Below are 17,019 nucleotides of genomic sequence, written 5' to 3'. Positions count from 1 at the left end.
TCTTATGAGTAAACTATCTTACTTCACTCAATCTGTCAATGCTACCGACCCCCGCCACCTTTTACTCCTTCCCCATGAAAAATCCGGGCTAGTGAGCACCTCCAGAAGTTACAGAGAGCAACCTTACCCAGCCACCTCGTTAATCTTCTTGATCCGCGAGGTGATGTCCACGATCTGGCTTGTCTCGAACAGATCAGTTAGTGGATAGGCATCAAACGGGGGTTCCCAGATGCTGCTGATTTCAATCCCACCCTGGCTGCAGATCACGTCCACCAGCGTCTTAGTAAAACCGATCTGATTCGCGGTCAGGGTCGAGCCATCGAGGAAGTCCGCAAACTCAGCACGCACAGCGTCCGGTTCAAGGCCCACTAACCTGCGGATAAACGCTGGTACGCTGTCGCCACCGCCTAAACTCTTGCGCACCCGCTCTACGTCTTCCGACGACACCTGCGCAACCATCTCTTCCAGGGCAGCAATGTCTTGCTCGGTTAGTGGGCGCGCGCTGCGCAATTTCTGCATGGCCACAGAATCCTTCTGTTCGTTGAAGAACTCACGCAAGCGTGCCTCGATACGGCTTTCGTGCACCCCAACAGCAGCACTCGCAGGGTTGAGCTCCACTTCTTCCAGATCAGAGACGGTGTCCTCAAAGTCAAAGACCACAATTTTGCGCTGGCTGCGCGGGATCAGCTCCGCAAGCCCTCGGATCACCACGCGGGCTTCTTCGAGATCGGTAAGGGTGACACCTTCCCACCACTCTGGGTCAAGCACGCGCTCCAAGATCCCAGCGTGCTTTCGTACTTGGGCCAGCTCAATCCCCAACAGATCACCTGCAAGTTGCTCCAGCTTCTGCTTGTTTTTAGCAAAGCTTGCCGACGGCTCCAGCAGCCCCATTTGCAGCTGTAGCACCAGCAGGTCCACCTGCTTCGCGGACTCTTTGTCCTTCACAATCTCACCGAACGGCAAGTGTGCCAGGTGATCAATGAGCACGTCGACGTCGTGAAGCTCACTCCACGCCGCAGGGTCCTGGTAACGGTGGAGGATGGGGCGATCGTCGGGACGCACGAGGATGTTGCCCTCGGGCACGGTCAGGACAAGCTCGTGCAGGTGGGTAGCTAGCCGCCCGCGCAGGGGGTTAGCCGGATCGTGTTTATCCAGCAGTGCGATCAGATTCGCGCGGGAGGCAAACAGCTTCTCCGACAGGGTGACAGGCCGGGTGCCGGTGTCGTCGGTTTCCGCCCGATCAGTAAACATCTCTACGTTGCCGCAGTAGTCGAGAATGCTGAAGTATTCTTTGTGCTCACCAGGGCCGAACAGGTCCGGGCGCAGGCGCGTTCCGCGGCCCACCATCTGCCAGAATTTGGTGGGGGAGTACACCGGTTTGAAGAACACCAGGTTCAACACTTCGGGCACGTCAATGCCGGTGTCGAGCATATCGACGGAGATTGCCACCCGCGGGTTGTCATGGGCGCGCTTGAAGTTCTTGATCGCCGTCGACGCGTAACTGGTCGAGTGCGTAATCACCGTGGCACCGTCACCTGCATAAGCGGGGAAGTGAGTATCAAACTCTTCCTTGATCAGATCCGCGTGCTGTTGGGTGCGCGCGAAAATGATGGTTTTGCCCAGCTGGTCGCCTTCGACTTTCTGGCCGCGCTCAACTAGTTGGCCCAGCACTTTGCGGATGGTGTCGCGGTTGTACAGCACCCGGTTGATCTGGCTAGCCTCCACGCCATCGGGCGGTGGCAGGGGATTGCCCTCTTCGTCATTGCCCCAGTCTTGTGCATCCCATGCAGCCTTTTCTTCGGGCGAGAGCGCACTGTAACGCATACCGCTGCGCAGGAATAGCGAGTCGGCAGCGTAAGTCTTGTAGGGCACCAAGTTGCCGTCGTCGATGGCCTGGTCCAACGAGTACGCGCCGGTCGGTTCCTTGCCGTCAATGTGGAACAGCGAGTACGTGTCGTGGTGCACATCAGATTTCGGTGTTGCCGTCAGCCCCAGCACATAGGCATCAAAATAGTCGAGGATGCGTTTAAAGCGGTGGTAGATGGAGCGGTGCGCCTCGTCGATAATAATCAGGTCAAAGTCATACGGGTTGAACTTGGCTGGTGTATCACCGTCGTCGCTGATCATGCCCATCATAGTGTGGTAGGTGGACACGTACACGTCGCCGATCTCGTCGGGAGTTTGCAGAAGGTTCACCGGATTGGAGCTGCCGTAGAGCTCGGAGAAGTTTTCATGCGCCTGCTCCACCAACGCTTGCCGATCCGCCAAGAACAGCACCTTCTTCACCCACTTCGCGCCTCGCATCAGCTTTGACAGCGCAATGGCCACGCGTGTCTTTCCGGTGCCGGTGGCCATCACTAGCAATGCCCGGCGGTGGCCTTCATTCTCGAACCTTTCGGTTACCGCGCGGATCATCGACATTTGGTAGTCGCGCCCAGCAATCTCCGCATCAATTTCTTGGTCCGCCAGCCACCTGCGTTGCGCGCGGTGGTAGATCATGGAATACAGCTGGTCAGGCGTAGGGTAGCCTTCGACCACGCGGGTTGAACCATCCAGGTCCACCAGCTGAATGTGGTAGCCGTTGGTAAGAAAAACGATGGGGCGTTGCCCGAACTCCGCTTCAAGTGCGTCGGCGTAGAGCCCTGCTTGGACTGCGCCATCGTTCATGCTTTTCGACGATCGCTTGGCTTCCACTAACCCTAAAGGCTTGCCGTCTTTGCCCAGCAGCACATAATCGACGAATCCTTCGCCGGTGGTGGTGGGCAGGCCGACGACCGGGTACTCGTAGAGCAGGTTGGAGCCGTGTGTGAACCCGGCGCGTGCCAGCATTGGGTCGATGAGGTCCCGGCGCGTCTCCGCCTCGCTGATGGTGGGTGGCAGGAGCTCTGCGTTCGGGTTGGATTGCTTACGCTGGGCCTCGAGAAGCTGCGCACGTAGTTCCGCGATTTCGTCGGCGAGGGCTTTGCGTGCTGTGGCGTGTTCTTCTTCGGTGCTGGCTTGCTTCTGGGCGAACAGGGCCTTTTCGCGGGCGTGTGCTTCTTGCTGGTCCAGTAGCTTTTGTTCGGTCTCATTGAGCAGCAGTTCTTGTTCGTTGAGCTGCTTGTCTTTGGCGTCGAGCTCGTCGGCAAGCTCCTTGAGCTCTTGCGGGGAGGTCCGCTGTGGGGGTATTCCTTCTGGTGGTTTCAGGTATTCCTCGTGGAATGCCTGCGTGGGCTGGGATTCTGGGTGTGGGGAGTAGCGCAGGATGGCCCAGGAGAGCACGTCGAATAGGTGCTTGACCACTTTGACGGCACGATCGGGGCTGATGCCACCGTCGTGTACTGAATCGTTGCCCGCCTTGCGGATTAGCGTGAGCGCGTTGATTTTGCTGCTGCCTGCTAGGCGTTGGAAGCGAGGGTCACCGATGAGCGTGTTGAGGTCTTTCATGGCTGGGTCACCAATACCGGCGAAGCGCCAGATGTGCTTGACCACTTTCTCTATGATGCGGCGGGCAAGCATCCCGGTGACATCTGGTTGGCGCAGTGCCATGCGCTCGGCCCTGATGGCGTCTTGGCCCAGCGCTGGCCACACCGGCATCACAAACGTGAAGTTGCTGGGCGGCGGGGCTTGGACCATCGGGATCTCTCCAGAATTACAGGCGAACGGCACTAATAGCTACAGGTTACATTGTGGCCACAAAGCAACAGGCGTAAAACCCACATGATGACACCGAAGAGAATAGAAAAACGTAGCCCCAGGTGCATTCCTAGAATCTAGAAAGAGGCAACACTGGGGCGTTCGCCCAACAGCGTAGCATCTTTCCTTATGGAGACACAAGACCAACACGAGCAGGCGGTTCTGGAAGGTTTTTCGGAACCACGCGTAAAGCCTTACATGGATGCAGCCCAAGGAGACAAGACCGTAGCTCTCCAGCTGTATTCGTGGAATGCCCAAATGGCCGGTGCTGCCTTGGAGCAATTGGCCCACCTCGAGGTTTTATTACGCCACGCGGTGGACACTCAGCTATCTGACAAAGTGAACGAAGCAGCGAGGGGAATTCCCTGGTTTCTTTTGCCCCCTTACTACACATCTCAAGCCGAGAATATTGAAACCGTCCGGTCACGACTGCGCCCATTAGGACGAGAAACCCGTGACCAAATAGTAGCTGGTCTCTCTTTCGGCTTCTGGTCAGGTTGGTTCGGATCGAAACATGATGAATTGTGGCGCCAAACTTTACATCGAGCTTTTCCTCATAGTTCAGGCAACCGCAAGGAAATTTCTGCGCTTGTAGAGCAAATACGGAAGTTTCGTAATCGGGTAGCCCATCATGACTCTCTTCTCAAGGTTGACATCGGCTTCGAAATGGAGGCTGTTTTTAGGCTCGCTAGTCTGATAAATAAAGATACTTCAGAGTGGATGAAGAAGACAGATCGTACTCGTGCGGTTGTTGCTAAAAGACCTTCCTCCACTATCGCCTTGGACACGGTTATCGTACCAGCGAGTGACGCTTGGGGTTTCTATCAGCAGTCACATGCTTACATATGTCAGGCAGGGCGCTTTTTCCAGAATGTCACTCACATGGCGTTTTATGCTGACCGAGAAGTGAAGCGCGAAATCCCGAGAATTAAAAAGCGTTATGACAATATTCTCTGGAACAGCGCTGAGGCAGCTCGGCTACAGGCGAGTACTAACCGAGACGAGCGCCAACTAGGAAAGATCATGCGTGACGGAATTAACAGCGGACTATGGCCTGGAGGACGGTATCAAGTATTCATGCTCTCAAAGGACGGCCGGTCTCACGTCTCTATCGATAAGCCACTGCTGAATAAGCGCAAAGGGAAGAGCTCCGCGTTTGTTCGGAAACAGCGATACACCAGCATTCAAAAATTACGTTATGCAAACGATGTCTGGGACCTAGTTTAAATTGTGGTGTCTAGTTCTGGGCCTAGCCCCGACGATGGAAAGAAGCGAACCCGCTCGGCGATTGCCTTCGCTAAGCGGGTTCTGGCCGGAGTAGCATCCAAGTTGCTTGTGGATTTGATCCACAAGATCAGCGACTGGATGACCTCCTAGGTCAATCAGAGGGGATTACGTGTAGTAGCACGTGATTCCCTCGTTTTGTTGCTTACGTGCCCGTCGACACACCACGTACTGTAGCAGATCAGCACACAAACAGCAGTGACAAAAACCACGAACTGCCCAGCGCTGGCCACACCGGCATCACAAACGCGAAGTTGCTGGGCGGTGGGGCTTGGTCCATCGGGACCAGAGTGACAGGCTGACGGCACTAATGAATACAGGTAACATTCCTGGGGTCTTAGGTGGCCGGACGCGCTAGTAGATAGGCCCTGTTTCTGCTTGTGGGAGGGGCAGTCGCGATGACCAATCCGGAATCCACGAGTTCGCGAAGGTGGGTCCGGATTGTTGCAGGAGACCGATCAGTTAACTGGGCTATCTCTTTAGTCTTTAGTGGCTTATCGTGATCAAGCACCTCAAGAATTGCAACTGGTGTCCCCTCCGGTACATCAGCTTTTGGAAGGACGAAGTGATCCGGGGAAACTTCGTGGAGCAACTGCTGCCTGGCTAGATCACGGAGTTCTGCCCTGGCATCATCACTGTCTATCCCTAGTTGCTTACGGAGATTCTGTGGTGAGACAGCTCCTAAATCACTCGCCAGGATAAGAGCAATATCTTGCAGATCGTTCCTGCCGTGCCCGTAAGTCTCTAAGAACTGCTGAGCTTCATGCGTGAATATTCCGAACCGTGGAAGTGTCACCGTGAATTGCGAAATCTCGTCCTTAAAGCCTGGGCGCGGTAGCCCGCTTTCCCGCATTGCCTTCAACATGCGGGGAATTCCACTGCCCTGGTTCTCTGCGACTTGTTTACTGTCACTATCAATGACATAGCTGAGCAGGTTTACAAGCCCAGTATTCCGCGACACAGACCGGCCATCAACGATGTTGCTTTCGGTGCGGTCAGACCATAGACCGCCGGGGCTAGTTACTTCGATGCGGTCGGGGTAGATGTCCACCGCGATTTGTTGGCCCCTCTGGTATTCACCGTAGTCCCGGTGCATTACGGCATTGGCGATTGCCTCTCGAATAGCAATCGGGGGCACTTCTTTCTGTTCGCGGATAGTTCCGTCCTGTTCTACGTATTGTGTTCGTAGTTCTTTGAGGACCGCTTGGAGTGCATCGTCGATAGCCAGCGGCATGCAGCCGTCGCACCGTCTTCTCGACAGAAAACGCTGACCCCCGTCCCCAATGCCTTTTTCTTGTCCAGGATGTGTAGTGACATCGATGAAGTATTGCGGGAAGAACTGCTGCGGATAACGGCCAAAGACTAGTACGCCGGAAAGAGTGGGTTTCCCCTGGTTGATCACTTTTAGCCTGGTCAGTATCTCTTCAGTGGACGATGTATCGTCCGCCACGCGGGAACCGAGTAAGGTGAGCCGTCGAATAAGGGCTTCGATGCGTTCCGACGAAAGATCCTCAATCGTAGCGTCGGCAACTGGTTGCAGGTCGGTGAGGTCTTCCTCGAACCGGTGGCTCAAACTGTAGATCTCGTACGAATTGAGCAGCTGATCCTCGTCGAGGACCCGTTTGTAGCTCCCTTTGGCTATCTGCTTGGCGCTGACAAAACATGGCATCTGTTTGCGAAGTCGCGGGGAATCAGACATTGGCTCTACTCGGAGCGCGAGAACTTCAGTCCCGTCAACGGTGATTGAAGCGATCCGATGCTCTGGTACCGGAGTTACTTTCGGTTCGGTCTGGCCAGCGTCTCGTAGTCCTCCTGTTACCTGACTTTGGACTCGTTCGAAATCAAATCCCTCAGTGGGGGTAAATGATGGTTCGTCGAGTCCGAGAAGAATGAGGCCACCGTCTGTGTTTGCAAATACGCTGACTGTCTCCCAAAAGCTCTTATCTACCTTCGTGGCGCAACGTTTTACCTCGACACGCTCATTGTCTTTCCCAGTTCGCCGAAGTCTTTCAAGTTCCGCACTTAAGTCGTAGAGTCCAAAAAGGGGTTCGTGACTCTCCTCATTAGCAACAGTGTCTGCGCGCATAACTGACATGATAGCAGTGAAACCTGACATGACGGCACTGAGAGCAGGAAAAAACTATAATGAGAACTGAAAAACCTGACATGATGACACTTATACCTGATATGAGAGCAGTGACACCTGACATGACAGATATGAGATTGTGTAGTGATTGATGTGTCTAGTCAGTGTCTTACCTTTCACCCCGGCCTTACCCAACCCCACAAACACCACACCCTAACCCCATGAAAAATCCGGGTTAGAATGCGTCTACGAATCCTTGGATGTCCGATGCCCGATCGTTACGTCGGGCGCGGACCGCTTGGCCTGCATGTAGATCCTTGACAGCCCAGCGCATCTTGGTCGATCACGCCACACCTGACCGATCAGCACATCAAAGTCGCCTTCGCGAAGATGCTGAGCATCTCACCACCCATCAACGCCGCCCCTGGACGTTGGTGAGCTTCTGTGTGAGCGATTCAACGCACTAGCCGAACAGCACTCACGCTAAATTACCGTCCACAAGATTGTCGCCGACCAAATCAACGACTGGCAGACCCGGCATCGTGCCTACGAGCACTACCAGCAACAACTCACCAAACCCGGCCGAGAACCAGAGATCGAATACAGCCCGTTCCGCTGGCACCCCCTCCTCGACCACGCCGAAGTAGAGGCCGATGGCACCATCACCTACATCTTCGGGGATGGGACCATAAGTATTCATTACCGCATAAACAGAATTCGGAACCGCTACGTGGTTTCCGATTCTGTTGGTGATTCGTCCCCTAAGTATACGTCCAGATCTTCTCCCACATCAGTTTGGGATCGTTCCCAGTTTTCGGGCGGGGCACCTAGCATTCCCTTCGTCGATCGAATGACGAAGTATCCGAATGCGGCGTTCCCACCTGCACCAACTACCGCCCCCAAAGCGAGCGGTAGTTGTTTACCCAGAACAAGGGTTCCTTGCCTTGCACCGTATTTCGTAATGAAGCGAGGCCCGAGGACCTTGTTCACTTTATCAATCGCTTGCATTGGGATTGCATTGATGATCTGTTTACTCCAATAGGGAACTGTTTTCTCTCCCAGAGCTTGAGTAACTGCCGTAGTACCTGAGTTTCCAAGCAGTGCCGTCATCACAAGGAACCGACGTCGTTCGAAATCTTCCACATTGACCCCGTAGATTTCAGCCAGAGTAAGCACATACAGCACGGAGGCCTCCAAGAAGGCTGCTAAATCCGTGAATGCTACAGGGATTTGAACAACACCATTAGGAACAGCCGAGGCTATTCCAGCTCCTGCACCAAAACTTGTCACCAGGCTCAAATACGTCTTGTTTAAAAACTGATGAGTTGTTCGGGGGTCTTGTCTGGATGCACCCGTCTTAGCCGGGAGACGGTGTTGGTAGCAAGGGGGAGCTGCGCCTCAAGGACCTTTTCGAAGCTGTTTGTAACCCACTGTTGGATCGCCTCGGCATCAAGGCGTTTTGCGATTTCTTTGTCTTTTTCACCCGTCATTCTTGTAGCACCTCCATTGATTCAAAGCTACCCCCTACGCCGCGAACGCGTAGGTTCTGCCAATTTGTATCCAGTCCAAGATCGAAGCGTCAATGATCTTGTCGTGCGGGGTGGGCTGCATCAGCGCCACCATCAAATCAATAATGTGGCTAGGCGTACGGAACTGCCCATTAGTACCCGAGGTGGCCAACTTGGACAGCATGTACTCATACAGGTCGCCGGCTATGTCGCGGTTAGTGAAGTTCAAATCATTAATCTGCTGCATCACACTAGCCAGGGTGCCCTCGTTGTCGATGCCGAAGGACGCTTTGGCCATATGGCGGGCGAAACCCTCCGAGCCCAGGCCCGTGCGGATAAAAGGAAACACCTCATCATTAATGGTCTGCTTGAGCTCCTCATCCTTGAGCTGCATGAGGTTACACCAACGCAGATGCTGCTGATCCTCGGCGAAAATATCGTCGGGCGCGTTCGGGTCACCGATCTGCTTGCGCAACGTGATCTCATTTTGCTGTTCATCAAGCTGCCTGATGAACAACAGATAGGTGAACTGCTCAATTACCGTAGTGGGATTAGAGATGCCACCCGACCAAAAAGTGTCCCAGATTTTGTCCACCTGGGACTTCAACGCGCCTGTAATCATAGGATTCAGCGTAATAGAGTACTACTGGGGAATGGTTGAGGCGGGGCATGCTCATAGATGCCGGCATGCCAAACGGCTGCCACAAAGGCGATCCGCGCCACAGCTTCAGAACACAGTAAGAAGACAGCTGTGGCGCGGATCGATGCTAAGGAAGCGGAAGGTCCGGGACCCGTATGGCGGGCGGGGCCATGGACGCCGCTGCATTAACTATCGCTGAAATCAGCGCCGCAGACATCCCCGTGATCCCCACCACTGCGATAACGAGCGATAGTGCAGTGATGAAGCGGTCCGCAGGTGAACCATCCTCGGTTGAGGATGCTTCTTCTGCTGTCGAAGAAGTCTCGGCGGTGTGTTCAGCGTTTTTCACGGTCGCCGCCCCAGCCGGTTCCGCAGCACCTAGTGGCTGGATGGTAAAGGAAGTTACCACTGTAGCGGCGACGACCATTGCCACCCGCCCGCGTCGGGGAGCGATAACCTTCACGGGTGATGGCAAGTCTACAGAAAGCAGGCTCATTAAGTTCGCCTACTTAAGCTTTTGGCAGAATGCCCGACAGCAAGTTCTGGATTTGCTGCACCAGCGCAGGCTGGGTAGCAGCGATGATTCCCACAACGGCCAGCAGGGCAGCGATCACACCGCCAGCGATGACACCAGGGCTTGCCGACGAACCCTCCTTCGGCTTGTCACCAGGCTTATCGCCAGGCTTGTCACCAGGCTTATCGCCAGGCTTGTCACCAGGCTTATCGCCAGGCTTGTCACCAGGCTTGTCGCCCTTCTCAGGCGCCTTGCCAAACTTCACAGAGACGTCAATGGCACCATCGTCAAGCTTGTCGCCCTTGTCGTAGCCCATCAGCGAATCCTGCCCACCCTGTTCCACGGTGGGGATCAAACCTGTCAGTTCAAAGGCCTTGTCAGCGGTGGGCTTTAGAGGCTCGGTCAGGGTGAAGGACATGATTGGGGCATCATCGGCAGCCTGTGGGCCCTTGTCTTTTTGGCCGGGTAATGCACCCTTGACGGTGTAATCGGCGGTCAGCACGGCATTGGTTCCGTCTGTGATGGTGATCTTCACATCCTCGTAGTTTAAGTCCAGACCCCAACCACCGTTTTCGCCAAGGCCCTTATGGCCGTAGAACTGCAGCTCACCATCAAGTTCGATCACACCATTGCCGTTGGCATCCAGCCTGGAATCATCAGTGTCGACGGGGAAGGCGAAATTGTTGACCTTGCCATCCGCGTTCTTCAGTGCCGTCGCACCGTCAGTGGCGTAGATCTCACCCTTGGCAAATCCCTGTAGGTACTTGGTGAAGGACTCCTTGATTGGCCAGTTGACGGTGCCCTCCACGATGGGGGGAAGGTTCGTTGCTTCCTGGGCAGTGGCAACCGGAACCGTGATGCCTGTGAGAATCAGTGCAGAGGTGACGGTGCCTGCTAGAAGTGCGGTACGAGCCATGAACAGTCCTTTCAGTTAATCTGTGTAAGGCAAGGCTAACCTAACACCAATCGTGGTGGGGGTCAAGGCTTTTAAAGTCATAATTCTTGGCATCGACGGTTCCCCGCTGCGCACTAATCACCAGAGAACCGCCCGCACTTGGCGCGACCCCAATGGGCCAGTCATACGCCTGTGACAAAATATCTTGGGTGAGCACCTCATCAACGGCACCAGTTGCCACAACGTTGCCCTGTTTTAAACAGACCACATAGTCGCAATAAGCAGCAGCCGCTTGCAGGTCATGCACCACCATCACCACAGTCGTACCAGTTCTGGCCATGGCTTTTGCAACGGCCATAGTGTGTTCCTGGTGGGCGATGTCCATTGCGGCTGTCGGCTCGTCGAGAAGCACAATGGGGGTACGCTGCGCCACCACGCGGGCGAAAGCAGTGCGGGCACGTTCACCACCAGAAAGTGTCATGACGTCCCGATCCTGCAAGTGCTCCACCTGCGCGATGCGAAGGGCTGCGTCGATGGTGGCTTCGTCGTCAAGCGAATGTGGTGTCCCAGACCACGGCGTGCGACCCATCGCCACCACATCGCGAACCAAAAAAGAAAAAGCGATATTCACATCCTGCAACATCACCGCACGCCGACGAGCAAGTTCAAGCGGACCCAGGCTTAGCACAGGAGTATCACCAAACCATGCAGCGCCGGATTGCGGCCGGACATCACCAGACAAAACTGCCAATAGAGTGGACTTACCAGCACCATTCGGCCCAATCACTCCGGTGATCGCGCCAGCCGGAATAGTGAAGGAAGCACCGTGGACGAGGTCGCGGCCCCCACGGCGCACCGTGACATTGTCTGCTCTAATCGTCATAGCTGCTGCCTCTTTCGCAGCATCTTGCGCAACAGGAAGAAGAATGTGGGGCCGCCAATCAAGGCGGTGAAAATGCCGATCGGCATATCCGCAAACGGGATCAGCGTCCGTGCAAAGATATCCGCTACCCCAATCAATAAAGCCCCGCCGAGCGCGGACGCCGGCACCAAAACCTTATTGGAAGGCCCCAGCGCCGTACGCACTATATGCGGCACAACTAATCCAATAAACCCGATTAGCCCCGCAAAAGACACCGCGGCGGCGGTTAGCAGGGTGGACAGGGCTATGGCAACCATGCGCAACCGGCCCACATTAACTCCCACATGCTGGGCAGCGGCATCACCTAAAGCCAAAATGTCCAGCTTGGATGCTACGGTCAGCGCACCCACAATGCCGAGAAGTGTCAACGTTGCCACAATCCCTGTTTGTTCCCACGTAGCCCCAGCAAGGGTGCCCATTTGCCAGAACACGATTTGCTCGCGCGCCGTAGTGGGCGCCAGGAAAATCAACAGCGAAATCGCCGCACCACACACCGCGTTCAGGGCAATACCCACCAAGATCAAGGTGACCACGGTGGCACGTCCGCCTATCCGCGAAAGTTGATACACCACTGCTGTTGCTACAAGACCCGCGATGAACGCGGCCGCCGGGACCGACACAGTGCTCAAGGCGGCTGCACCGGCCGATCCGGCTGCGCCTGTTACACTGCCTGCGACGATGACCAGTGCTGCACCAACCCCGGCGCCACTGGTCACACCGATCACAGAGGGCTCTGCCAGCGGGTTGGCAAACACAGCTTGCATCAGTGCTCCACCCACTCCCAGGGCCGCACCAACTAGCAGGCCTAACACCACGCGAGGCAGCCGGATCTGCCACAACACCGACGCATCCAGGTTGCCGGGCTGCTGCGCGTGAATCGGGCCTTGGCGCAACAGTGGCCAAATTTCACCTGGCGCAAGCTGATACTGCCCAATACATACTGAGACCACGCTTGCGGCCACAATCAGTACAGCAACCACCGCGAGAAAAATGATGCGGTTGGTGCGCCTCCGCTTGAACACGCCACTTTCAGGCACACCGCCTTCAGCCGTGTCATGTTCAGCCATGCGCTACCTGCCTGCGTCTTCAGTATCCGCAGCGCCCGGTTGGTACAACTCTTGTGCTGCACGCAGGAGCAGTTCGCCGGTTTGAGGGCCGTAGGCTAAAGAGTCACCGTCGGGAAGCGCAAGCACGCGCTGGTTGCTCCCGGCAATGGTTTGGCTCACCCCTGGCCGGGCCAGCAGCCCTTCTAGGTCGCCTGTGGATTCGAGTCCGCCGCTCATCATCACAAACACTTCGGGGTTTACTTCCGCGAGTGCCTCGGGTGTCGCCGGACGTGGTGCGCCCACACCATTTTCGGTGGCTACGTCGATCCCGCCGAGGGCTTCGATTAAGTCTTGTGTGCCTGTTTCTTGCCCCAGCAGGTAGAACACACCACCGGTTCCGCGAGCGTACAGAAACGCCATCTTGAGTGGGGTTTCGGGGCGGATTTCGGCGATGGTTTCTTGCGCAGTGATCACGTCATCGCGGCTGCGTTGCGCCAGCTTTTCGCCCACCTCGGGCACGCCCATCACACCTGCTACGTCAAGAATGTCTTGTTCCATCGTGTCAAGCGATCGAGTAGGTTCCATCACCACGGTAGTCACCCCGGCTTCCCGGATTTGGTCGATCGCTTCCGGTGGGCCGATCGAGTGGTCCACTATCACCAGTGTTGGCTGCAGGTTGAGCACGGCTTCCGCGTTCAAGGTATGGCCTTGGGTGACCACGGGTACGTCGCTTAACGACGCCTCCGTGGAGCTCACCGTCCTTCCCACAATATTGTCAGTGAAACCTAGCCCACGCAGTGTTTTCGTGTAGGTTCCGTAGAGGTCGAGCGCCAGAATACGTGAGGTATCTGTGATGGAGACGTTGTAGCCATCGGCGTCGACAAGCTCAACCGGCAACTGCTGTTTCGGTTGATTCTCGATCGGTTCCACCTCTGCCAGCTCCTCAACCAGCGCAAGGCCTTGTTGGGGTGCCGTGCTTGTGCCTTGCTCCCGCAGATCAGAGGCGAGTTGGTCGGTGGTGGACTGCGGTGTTGAATCCCAGCTCGCACATCCCGTCACATGCAGGCACGTGACGACGACCGCTGCCACCATCAACCGACGGAATCGTTGCAGGAGAATCATTCTGTTTCTTTCTTCGTGTTTCTGGGCGAGGTGATCTTAGAAAACGCGGAGTGAACGCATGGTGCTGAACGCCCCGACACCGAGTGATGCAATGATCATGAGCAGCCGAGCAATGTTAGCGTCGCTCCACAAACCTTCGTCTCCTTCGCCGCTGGCACTGTTCTTAATCCGGAAGAGACCACCTTTGTCTTCGCCGTCGCCTTCTTCGGACGATTCTGAGTGCGCCAGGTGAGCATTGTCAGGGTTCGCCGGATCGTTTTTTGCTCCGGGCTTATCTCCTGGCGCGCCAGCGCTACCGTTTGCTCCGACTCCGCCGGCACGCAGCTTTGCTGCAGCTTCCTTATCGGCGGAGCTTCCAGATCCTGCTTGGCTTGCTGCGGTGCCTTGGCCTTCGACGCAGGAAGGAGGTCCGCCGAGTTGTGCGTCAAAACTTATGGGATCGAGTGCGTCGCCGACGGGGTAGAACTGACCAAATGCGTCAGCCCCTGCTTCAGTAAGGTAGGCCTGCGCTTGACCTGAGGCAGAAGAATCATTCACGTCGAGTGAGCTGAAACTGAGATCTGCTAGCGCCACACGCCCGTAGTCTTTGGGTATACCTTCTACGCTGTTCGATTGCGCATCGACGATTAACTGTCCGGAATTGCCGGAGAATTGAATCTCCATGTTACTAAACGTGGTGTCTAGAATTCCCCCATGACCGTAGAAGTTGATTGTTCCGGGATACATAATGGTGCCGGTTTTAGTCGCTGGATCAACAGCGCCTGAGGTACCAGTGAAGTTGAAGGTGTCATTATTGAAGCTCACCCCGGTAAGGTTCCAGCCGCCATTGGCGATCGTTCCTCGGATATAACTCCGGAAGGACGTCCGCACTCCCCACTGGGCTTGCGAGCTAACGATGCCACGTGAAGATTCAGCGCTACAAAGATCGTCTGTGACAGCCGGCGCCAAGCCCGCAGCTCCCCGTGCTGCCTGTGCAAGGGTGCCGCCTCCGCCAGTGTTGCCACCCCCGCCAGAGTTGCCGGAGGTCCCAGCGCTTGTCGGCGCCTTTGTCGAAGCATTTCCGCTTGTGTTATTTCCGGAGGTTCGTGATCCTGCGTAGTTGTTGCTGTTATCTCCGCTGTTCTGCGAGCCACCCGAGGTCTTAGATGTTGAGGCTGTCTGAGAGGCTTGGGACGCTGTGGATTTTGCCGTGCCCCTGGTGCCTTTAGTGCTGGCCGAACCAGGAGCGCTGCGGTTATAAAGTATTTCACCGTTAGTGATCACGTTGTCCGTATTCACGAACAATCCGTTGACCTCCACAAGGGTGTCGTTGAGACCCCCTAACAAACCGGCCACCCCGGTGGTGGCGCCGGAATCGGTCTGGCCGCGATCGCCCCCTTTGTTTCCACCGGAGCCTCCTTTTCCTACCGAAGAAGCATCGCAGCCCGTTACCGTGAGCGCACCGCCGGTGTTGTCTAGGCGTTCGTTTGCGTCATAAAAATCGCCGAATAGTACTCTGCCACCATCACCCAGGGTGGTGATGCCATTCAGTGAGATTTCAGATCCATAGAAATCGGCAGGGCTGTCCAACTGCACGGTAACGATCACGGCATCATCGCCCGTTTGTTCTTCGCCGATTACTCCGGGGTTAAAGCCTGTAAATTTACGTGTGGTGAAGTCCGCAGTGAGCTCCGCGGTGGATCCGTTGATGTTGAGGCCGAAGTCCGTCAGAGTGATGTCTAGCGAACCTTTGTGCCCATAGAAAGTCAAGGTGCCATCGAAATCAACCTCGCCTTGAGCTTGGCTGATCACACGCGATCCGGAAACCGGGAATACGAAGTGGCTGCCAGCGTCAACGGCCCCGTCACGAGCTGTGTATTCACCTTTGGCAATGCGCCCTGAAATGTAGTTGCGGAAGGATTCCTTTACGCCCCAGTGCAACTCCCCGCCTACTTCACATGTGGCGGCGTGTGCCTGGGGAATCCCCGGCGAAATTGGAGAGAAAAACGCTGCTAATGTGGCCACACACGCAGCGACGATAGCGCCGCGAAATGATCTGCGGGCAAAATGAAGTCGTCGCATTCGTACCATCCTCTATATCAACATCATCCTATGTGTTAGGGTAGCCTAACCTACAATTGAGTTTTTGTCACGCATCTCAATCCGCCTCAGGAGCACCCATGTCAGAGCCCAGCGACACAAGATCTTTCACCGTGCTACGCCTTCTCACCAGTGTTACTGTCGGAATCCTCGCAGCAGGCGCCTTCCTTGGCAACGTCATCATCGCCTTGATCGCCGCCCTCGCCTTAGCCGTGCTCAGCATGCTCACGCCACCTGTTAAGTCACCCTCAAATAAGCGGCCGATCATCGTGTGGGTAGTTATTATCGCGCTTGTCGGGCTTGGCTTCTTCCTGATACCCGATGATTTTCAGCTCACCGGTGCAACCCTGATCGGACTAATCAGCGCCGGAGCGTGGTGGGTTGCGTCAGCCACGACAAGCGTAACGACGACCAGCCCACCACCTAGGCCTGAGAGTGAGATACCCGCTGCAAGTCCGCAAACATTTCCTGATTCAGCCGAAACGCATACTGCGCTTCTTCCACGAGACGAGCACGCGCCTCGTCGTTAAGCGCAAGCTCATCCAACTTCTGCCGGTACTGGTTGCGGTACGTAGGGATCTTTCCCACTGCACTGAAATCGTAGAACGTCAAGCTCGATTCTGGGATACCGTAGTCGCGCCCTAAGCAGCGGCGAATCACCTGCCCACCAGACAGATCACCTAAGTAGCGCACGTAATGCTGCGCGATGACCAACGGGGATATCTGCAAACGCAACTGCTCAAGACGCTCAACGTAGCGTTTCGTCGCCGGAGTAATCACAATCTCGTCCCGCCACGCATCCCCGCACATAGCGTGCAAATCATGCTCGAGAGCGGCAGTACGTTCCAGGCGAGGATCATAGATGGCGGCTGCACACGTAGCTACAGCAGCCTCGGCCATTGCGGCATCAAGCGCGGGATAGATCGCCCAGTACTGGCCGTGAAGCTGCACCACACTATCCTTATCAAGCTGCCCATTGAGCAGCATCTGCATGAAGGCTGAACCCTCTGCGGCCTCGTGCGCCTTAGCTGTCTGGTTTCGCAGGGCAACAGATAGAAGCTCAGTGGAAGGTGTAGGGGAGAGGCTAGTGGCGGTGGTTGATGTCATGGAAACCCCTTTCTGCATCAATCTCTCTTAAGCTTTAGGTTAGGCTTACCTAATGCTTGGAGTATAAGGGGCGTAGGGAATTTCAGGTATCACCCAAAAGTTTAGTAACGCAATCGAGGCGCAAGATTGCAGGTAACGGCC

At 55.7% G+C, this 17,019-nt stretch carries 15 protein-coding genes and 1 pseudogene; 2 read left to right on the top strand and 14 right to left on the bottom strand.

From position 1 onward, the window contains the following. Positions 1–123: 123 nt before the first annotated feature. Positions 124–3,615, bottom strand: coding sequence for a DEAD/DEAH box helicase family protein (locus CKV99_RS13115; RefSeq protein WP_092259681.1), 3,492 nt, complete (start codon positions 3,613–3,615; stop codon positions 124–126). A 189-nt stretch (positions 3,616–3,804) separates the two neighbouring features. Here CKV99_RS13115 and CKV99_RS13110 point away from each other — a divergent pair, with 189 nt between their 5' ends. Both CKV99_RS13110 and CKV99_RS14415 read left to right on the top strand, forming a co-directional pair. Then, positions 3,805–4,902, top strand: coding sequence for a hypothetical protein (locus CKV99_RS13110; protein WP_231910086.1), 1,098 nt, complete (start codon positions 3,805–3,807; stop codon positions 4,900–4,902). Between the two features lie 6 nt (positions 4,903–4,908). Continuing rightward, positions 4,909–5,052 (top strand): hypothetical protein, encoded by a 144-nt coding sequence (locus tag CKV99_RS14415; protein WP_157728486.1) that lies wholly within the window; start codon positions 4,909–4,911, stop codon positions 5,050–5,052. 244 nt (positions 5,053–5,296) lie between these two features. Here the strand turns inward: CKV99_RS14415 and CKV99_RS13105 are convergent, their stop codons facing one another. The 13 genes and pseudogenes from CKV99_RS13105 to CKV99_RS13050 all read right to left on the bottom strand — a co-directional run bounded on the left by CKV99_RS13105 (position 5,297) and on the right by CKV99_RS13050 (position 16,878). Then, positions 5,297–7,045, bottom strand: a complete 1,749-nt coding sequence (locus CKV99_RS13105; protein ID WP_169872647.1) for an ATP-binding protein — start codon at positions 7,043–7,045, stop codon at positions 5,297–5,299. A gap of 478 nt (positions 7,046–7,523) precedes the next feature. After that, positions 7,524–7,745, bottom strand: coding sequence for a hypothetical protein (locus CKV99_RS13100; protein ID WP_092259677.1), 222 nt, complete (start codon positions 7,743–7,745; stop codon positions 7,524–7,526). A gap of 26 nt (positions 7,746–7,771) precedes the next feature. Continuing rightward, complete coding sequence (locus tag CKV99_RS13095) at positions 7,772–8,344, bottom strand: hypothetical protein (protein ID WP_197697196.1); 573 nt, start codon at positions 8,342–8,344, stop codon at positions 7,772–7,774. Between the two features lie 11 nt (positions 8,345–8,355). Beyond that, positions 8,356–8,535, bottom strand: coding sequence for a hypothetical protein (locus CKV99_RS14595; RefSeq protein ID WP_197697195.1), 180 nt, complete (start codon positions 8,533–8,535; stop codon positions 8,356–8,358). A gap of 88 nt (positions 8,536–8,623) precedes the next feature. Next, positions 8,624–9,175, bottom strand: a pseudogene (locus CKV99_RS13090) (type I restriction-modification system subunit M N-terminal domain-containing protein); the annotation flags it as partial. A gap of 145 nt (positions 9,176–9,320) precedes the next feature. After that, complete coding sequence (locus CKV99_RS13085) at positions 9,321–9,689, bottom strand: hypothetical protein (RefSeq protein WP_092259675.1); 369 nt, start codon at positions 9,687–9,689, stop codon at positions 9,321–9,323. A 13-nt stretch (positions 9,690–9,702) separates the two neighbouring features. Continuing rightward, positions 9,703–10,623 (bottom strand): HtaA domain-containing protein, encoded by a 921-nt coding sequence (locus CKV99_RS13080; RefSeq protein WP_092259673.1) that lies wholly within the window; start codon positions 10,621–10,623, stop codon positions 9,703–9,705. 40 nt (positions 10,624–10,663) lie between these two features. Continuing rightward, on the bottom strand, positions 10,664–11,485 hold the full coding sequence (locus CKV99_RS13075; protein WP_092259671.1) for a heme ABC transporter ATP-binding protein: 822 nt from the start codon (positions 11,483–11,485) through the stop codon (positions 10,664–10,666). Continuing rightward, positions 11,482–12,591, bottom strand: coding sequence for a FecCD family ABC transporter permease (locus CKV99_RS13070; RefSeq protein ID WP_092259669.1), 1,110 nt, complete (start codon positions 12,589–12,591; stop codon positions 11,482–11,484). The genes CKV99_RS13075 and CKV99_RS13070 overlap by 4 nt, the downstream gene beginning before the upstream one ends. 3 nt (positions 12,592–12,594) lie before the next feature. After that, positions 12,595–13,692 carry a heme/hemin ABC transporter substrate-binding protein gene (locus tag CKV99_RS13065; RefSeq protein ID WP_092259667.1) on the bottom strand — a complete coding sequence of 366 codons (1,098 nt, stop codon included), beginning with the start codon at positions 13,690–13,692 and terminating at the stop codon, positions 12,595–12,597. Positions 13,693–13,728: 36 nt separating this feature from the next. Continuing rightward, complete coding sequence (locus CKV99_RS13060) at positions 13,729–15,753, bottom strand: HtaA domain-containing protein (RefSeq protein ID WP_169872645.1); 2,025 nt, start codon at positions 15,751–15,753, stop codon at positions 13,729–13,731. A gap of 76 nt (positions 15,754–15,829) precedes the next feature. After that, positions 15,830–16,039 carry a hypothetical protein gene (locus tag CKV99_RS13055; protein WP_095114776.1) on the bottom strand — a complete coding sequence of 70 codons (210 nt, stop codon included), beginning with the start codon at positions 16,037–16,039 and terminating at the stop codon, positions 15,830–15,832. Between the two features lie 155 nt (positions 16,040–16,194). Beyond that, on the bottom strand, positions 16,195–16,878 hold the full coding sequence (locus CKV99_RS13050) for a biliverdin-producing heme oxygenase (RefSeq protein WP_092259663.1): 684 nt from the start codon (positions 16,876–16,878) through the stop codon (positions 16,195–16,197). Positions 16,879–17,019 lie beyond the last annotated feature (141 nt).

Origin of the sequence: Corynebacterium cystitidis, assembly GCF_900187295.1 — a bacterium.
Taxonomy (GTDB): Bacteria; Actinomycetota; Actinomycetes; order Mycobacteriales; family Mycobacteriaceae; genus Corynebacterium; species Corynebacterium cystitidis.
This window is presented reverse-complemented; position numbering and strand designations above follow the sequence as displayed.

What these genes read in the sequence shown, in the direction of transcription:
- CKV99_RS13110 (WP_231910086.1), top strand. Translation starts at nt 3,805, where the DNA reads ATGGAGACACAAGACCAACACGAGCAGGCGGTTCTGGAAGGTTTTTCG.
- CKV99_RS13075 (WP_092259671.1), bottom strand. Translation starts at nt 11,485, where the DNA reads ATGACGATTAGAGCAGACAATGTCACGGTGCGCCGTGGGGGCCGCGAC.
- CKV99_RS13070 (WP_092259669.1), bottom strand. Translation starts at nt 12,591, where the DNA reads ATGGCTGAACATGACACGGCTGAAGGCGGTGTGCCTGAAAGTGGCGTG.
- CKV99_RS14595 (WP_197697195.1), bottom strand. Translation starts at nt 8,535, where the DNA reads ATGACGGGTGAAAAAGACAAAGAAATCGCAAAACGCCTTGATGCCGAG.
- CKV99_RS13065 (WP_092259667.1), bottom strand. Translation starts at nt 13,692, where the DNA reads ATGATTCTCCTGCAACGATTCCGTCGGTTGATGGTGGCAGCGGTCGTC.
- CKV99_RS13055 (WP_095114776.1), bottom strand. Translation starts at nt 16,039, where the DNA reads ATGATCGGCCGCTTATTTGAGGGTGACTTAACAGGTGGCGTGAGCATG.
- CKV99_RS13050 (WP_092259663.1), bottom strand. Translation starts at nt 16,878, where the DNA reads ATGACATCAACCACCGCCACTAGCCTCTCCCCTACACCTTCCACTGAG.
- CKV99_RS13060 (WP_169872645.1), bottom strand. Translation starts at nt 15,753, where the DNA reads ATGCGACGACTTCATTTTGCCCGCAGATCATTTCGCGGCGCTATCGTC.
- CKV99_RS13100 (WP_092259677.1), bottom strand. Translation starts at nt 7,745, where the DNA reads ATGAATACTTATGGTCCCATCCCCGAAGATGTAGGTGATGGTGCCATC.
- CKV99_RS13080 (WP_092259673.1), bottom strand. Translation starts at nt 10,623, where the DNA reads ATGGCTCGTACCGCACTTCTAGCAGGCACCGTCACCTCTGCACTGATT.
- CKV99_RS13105 (WP_169872647.1), bottom strand. Translation starts at nt 7,045, where the DNA reads ATGCGCGCAGACACTGTTGCTAATGAGGAGAGTCACGAACCCCTTTTT.
- CKV99_RS13085 (WP_092259675.1), bottom strand. Translation starts at nt 9,689, where the DNA reads ATGAGCCTGCTTTCTGTAGACTTGCCATCACCCGTGAAGGTTATCGCT.
- CKV99_RS13115 (WP_092259681.1), bottom strand. Translation starts at nt 3,615, where the DNA reads ATGGTCCAAGCCCCGCCGCCCAGCAACTTCACGTTTGTGATGCCGGTG.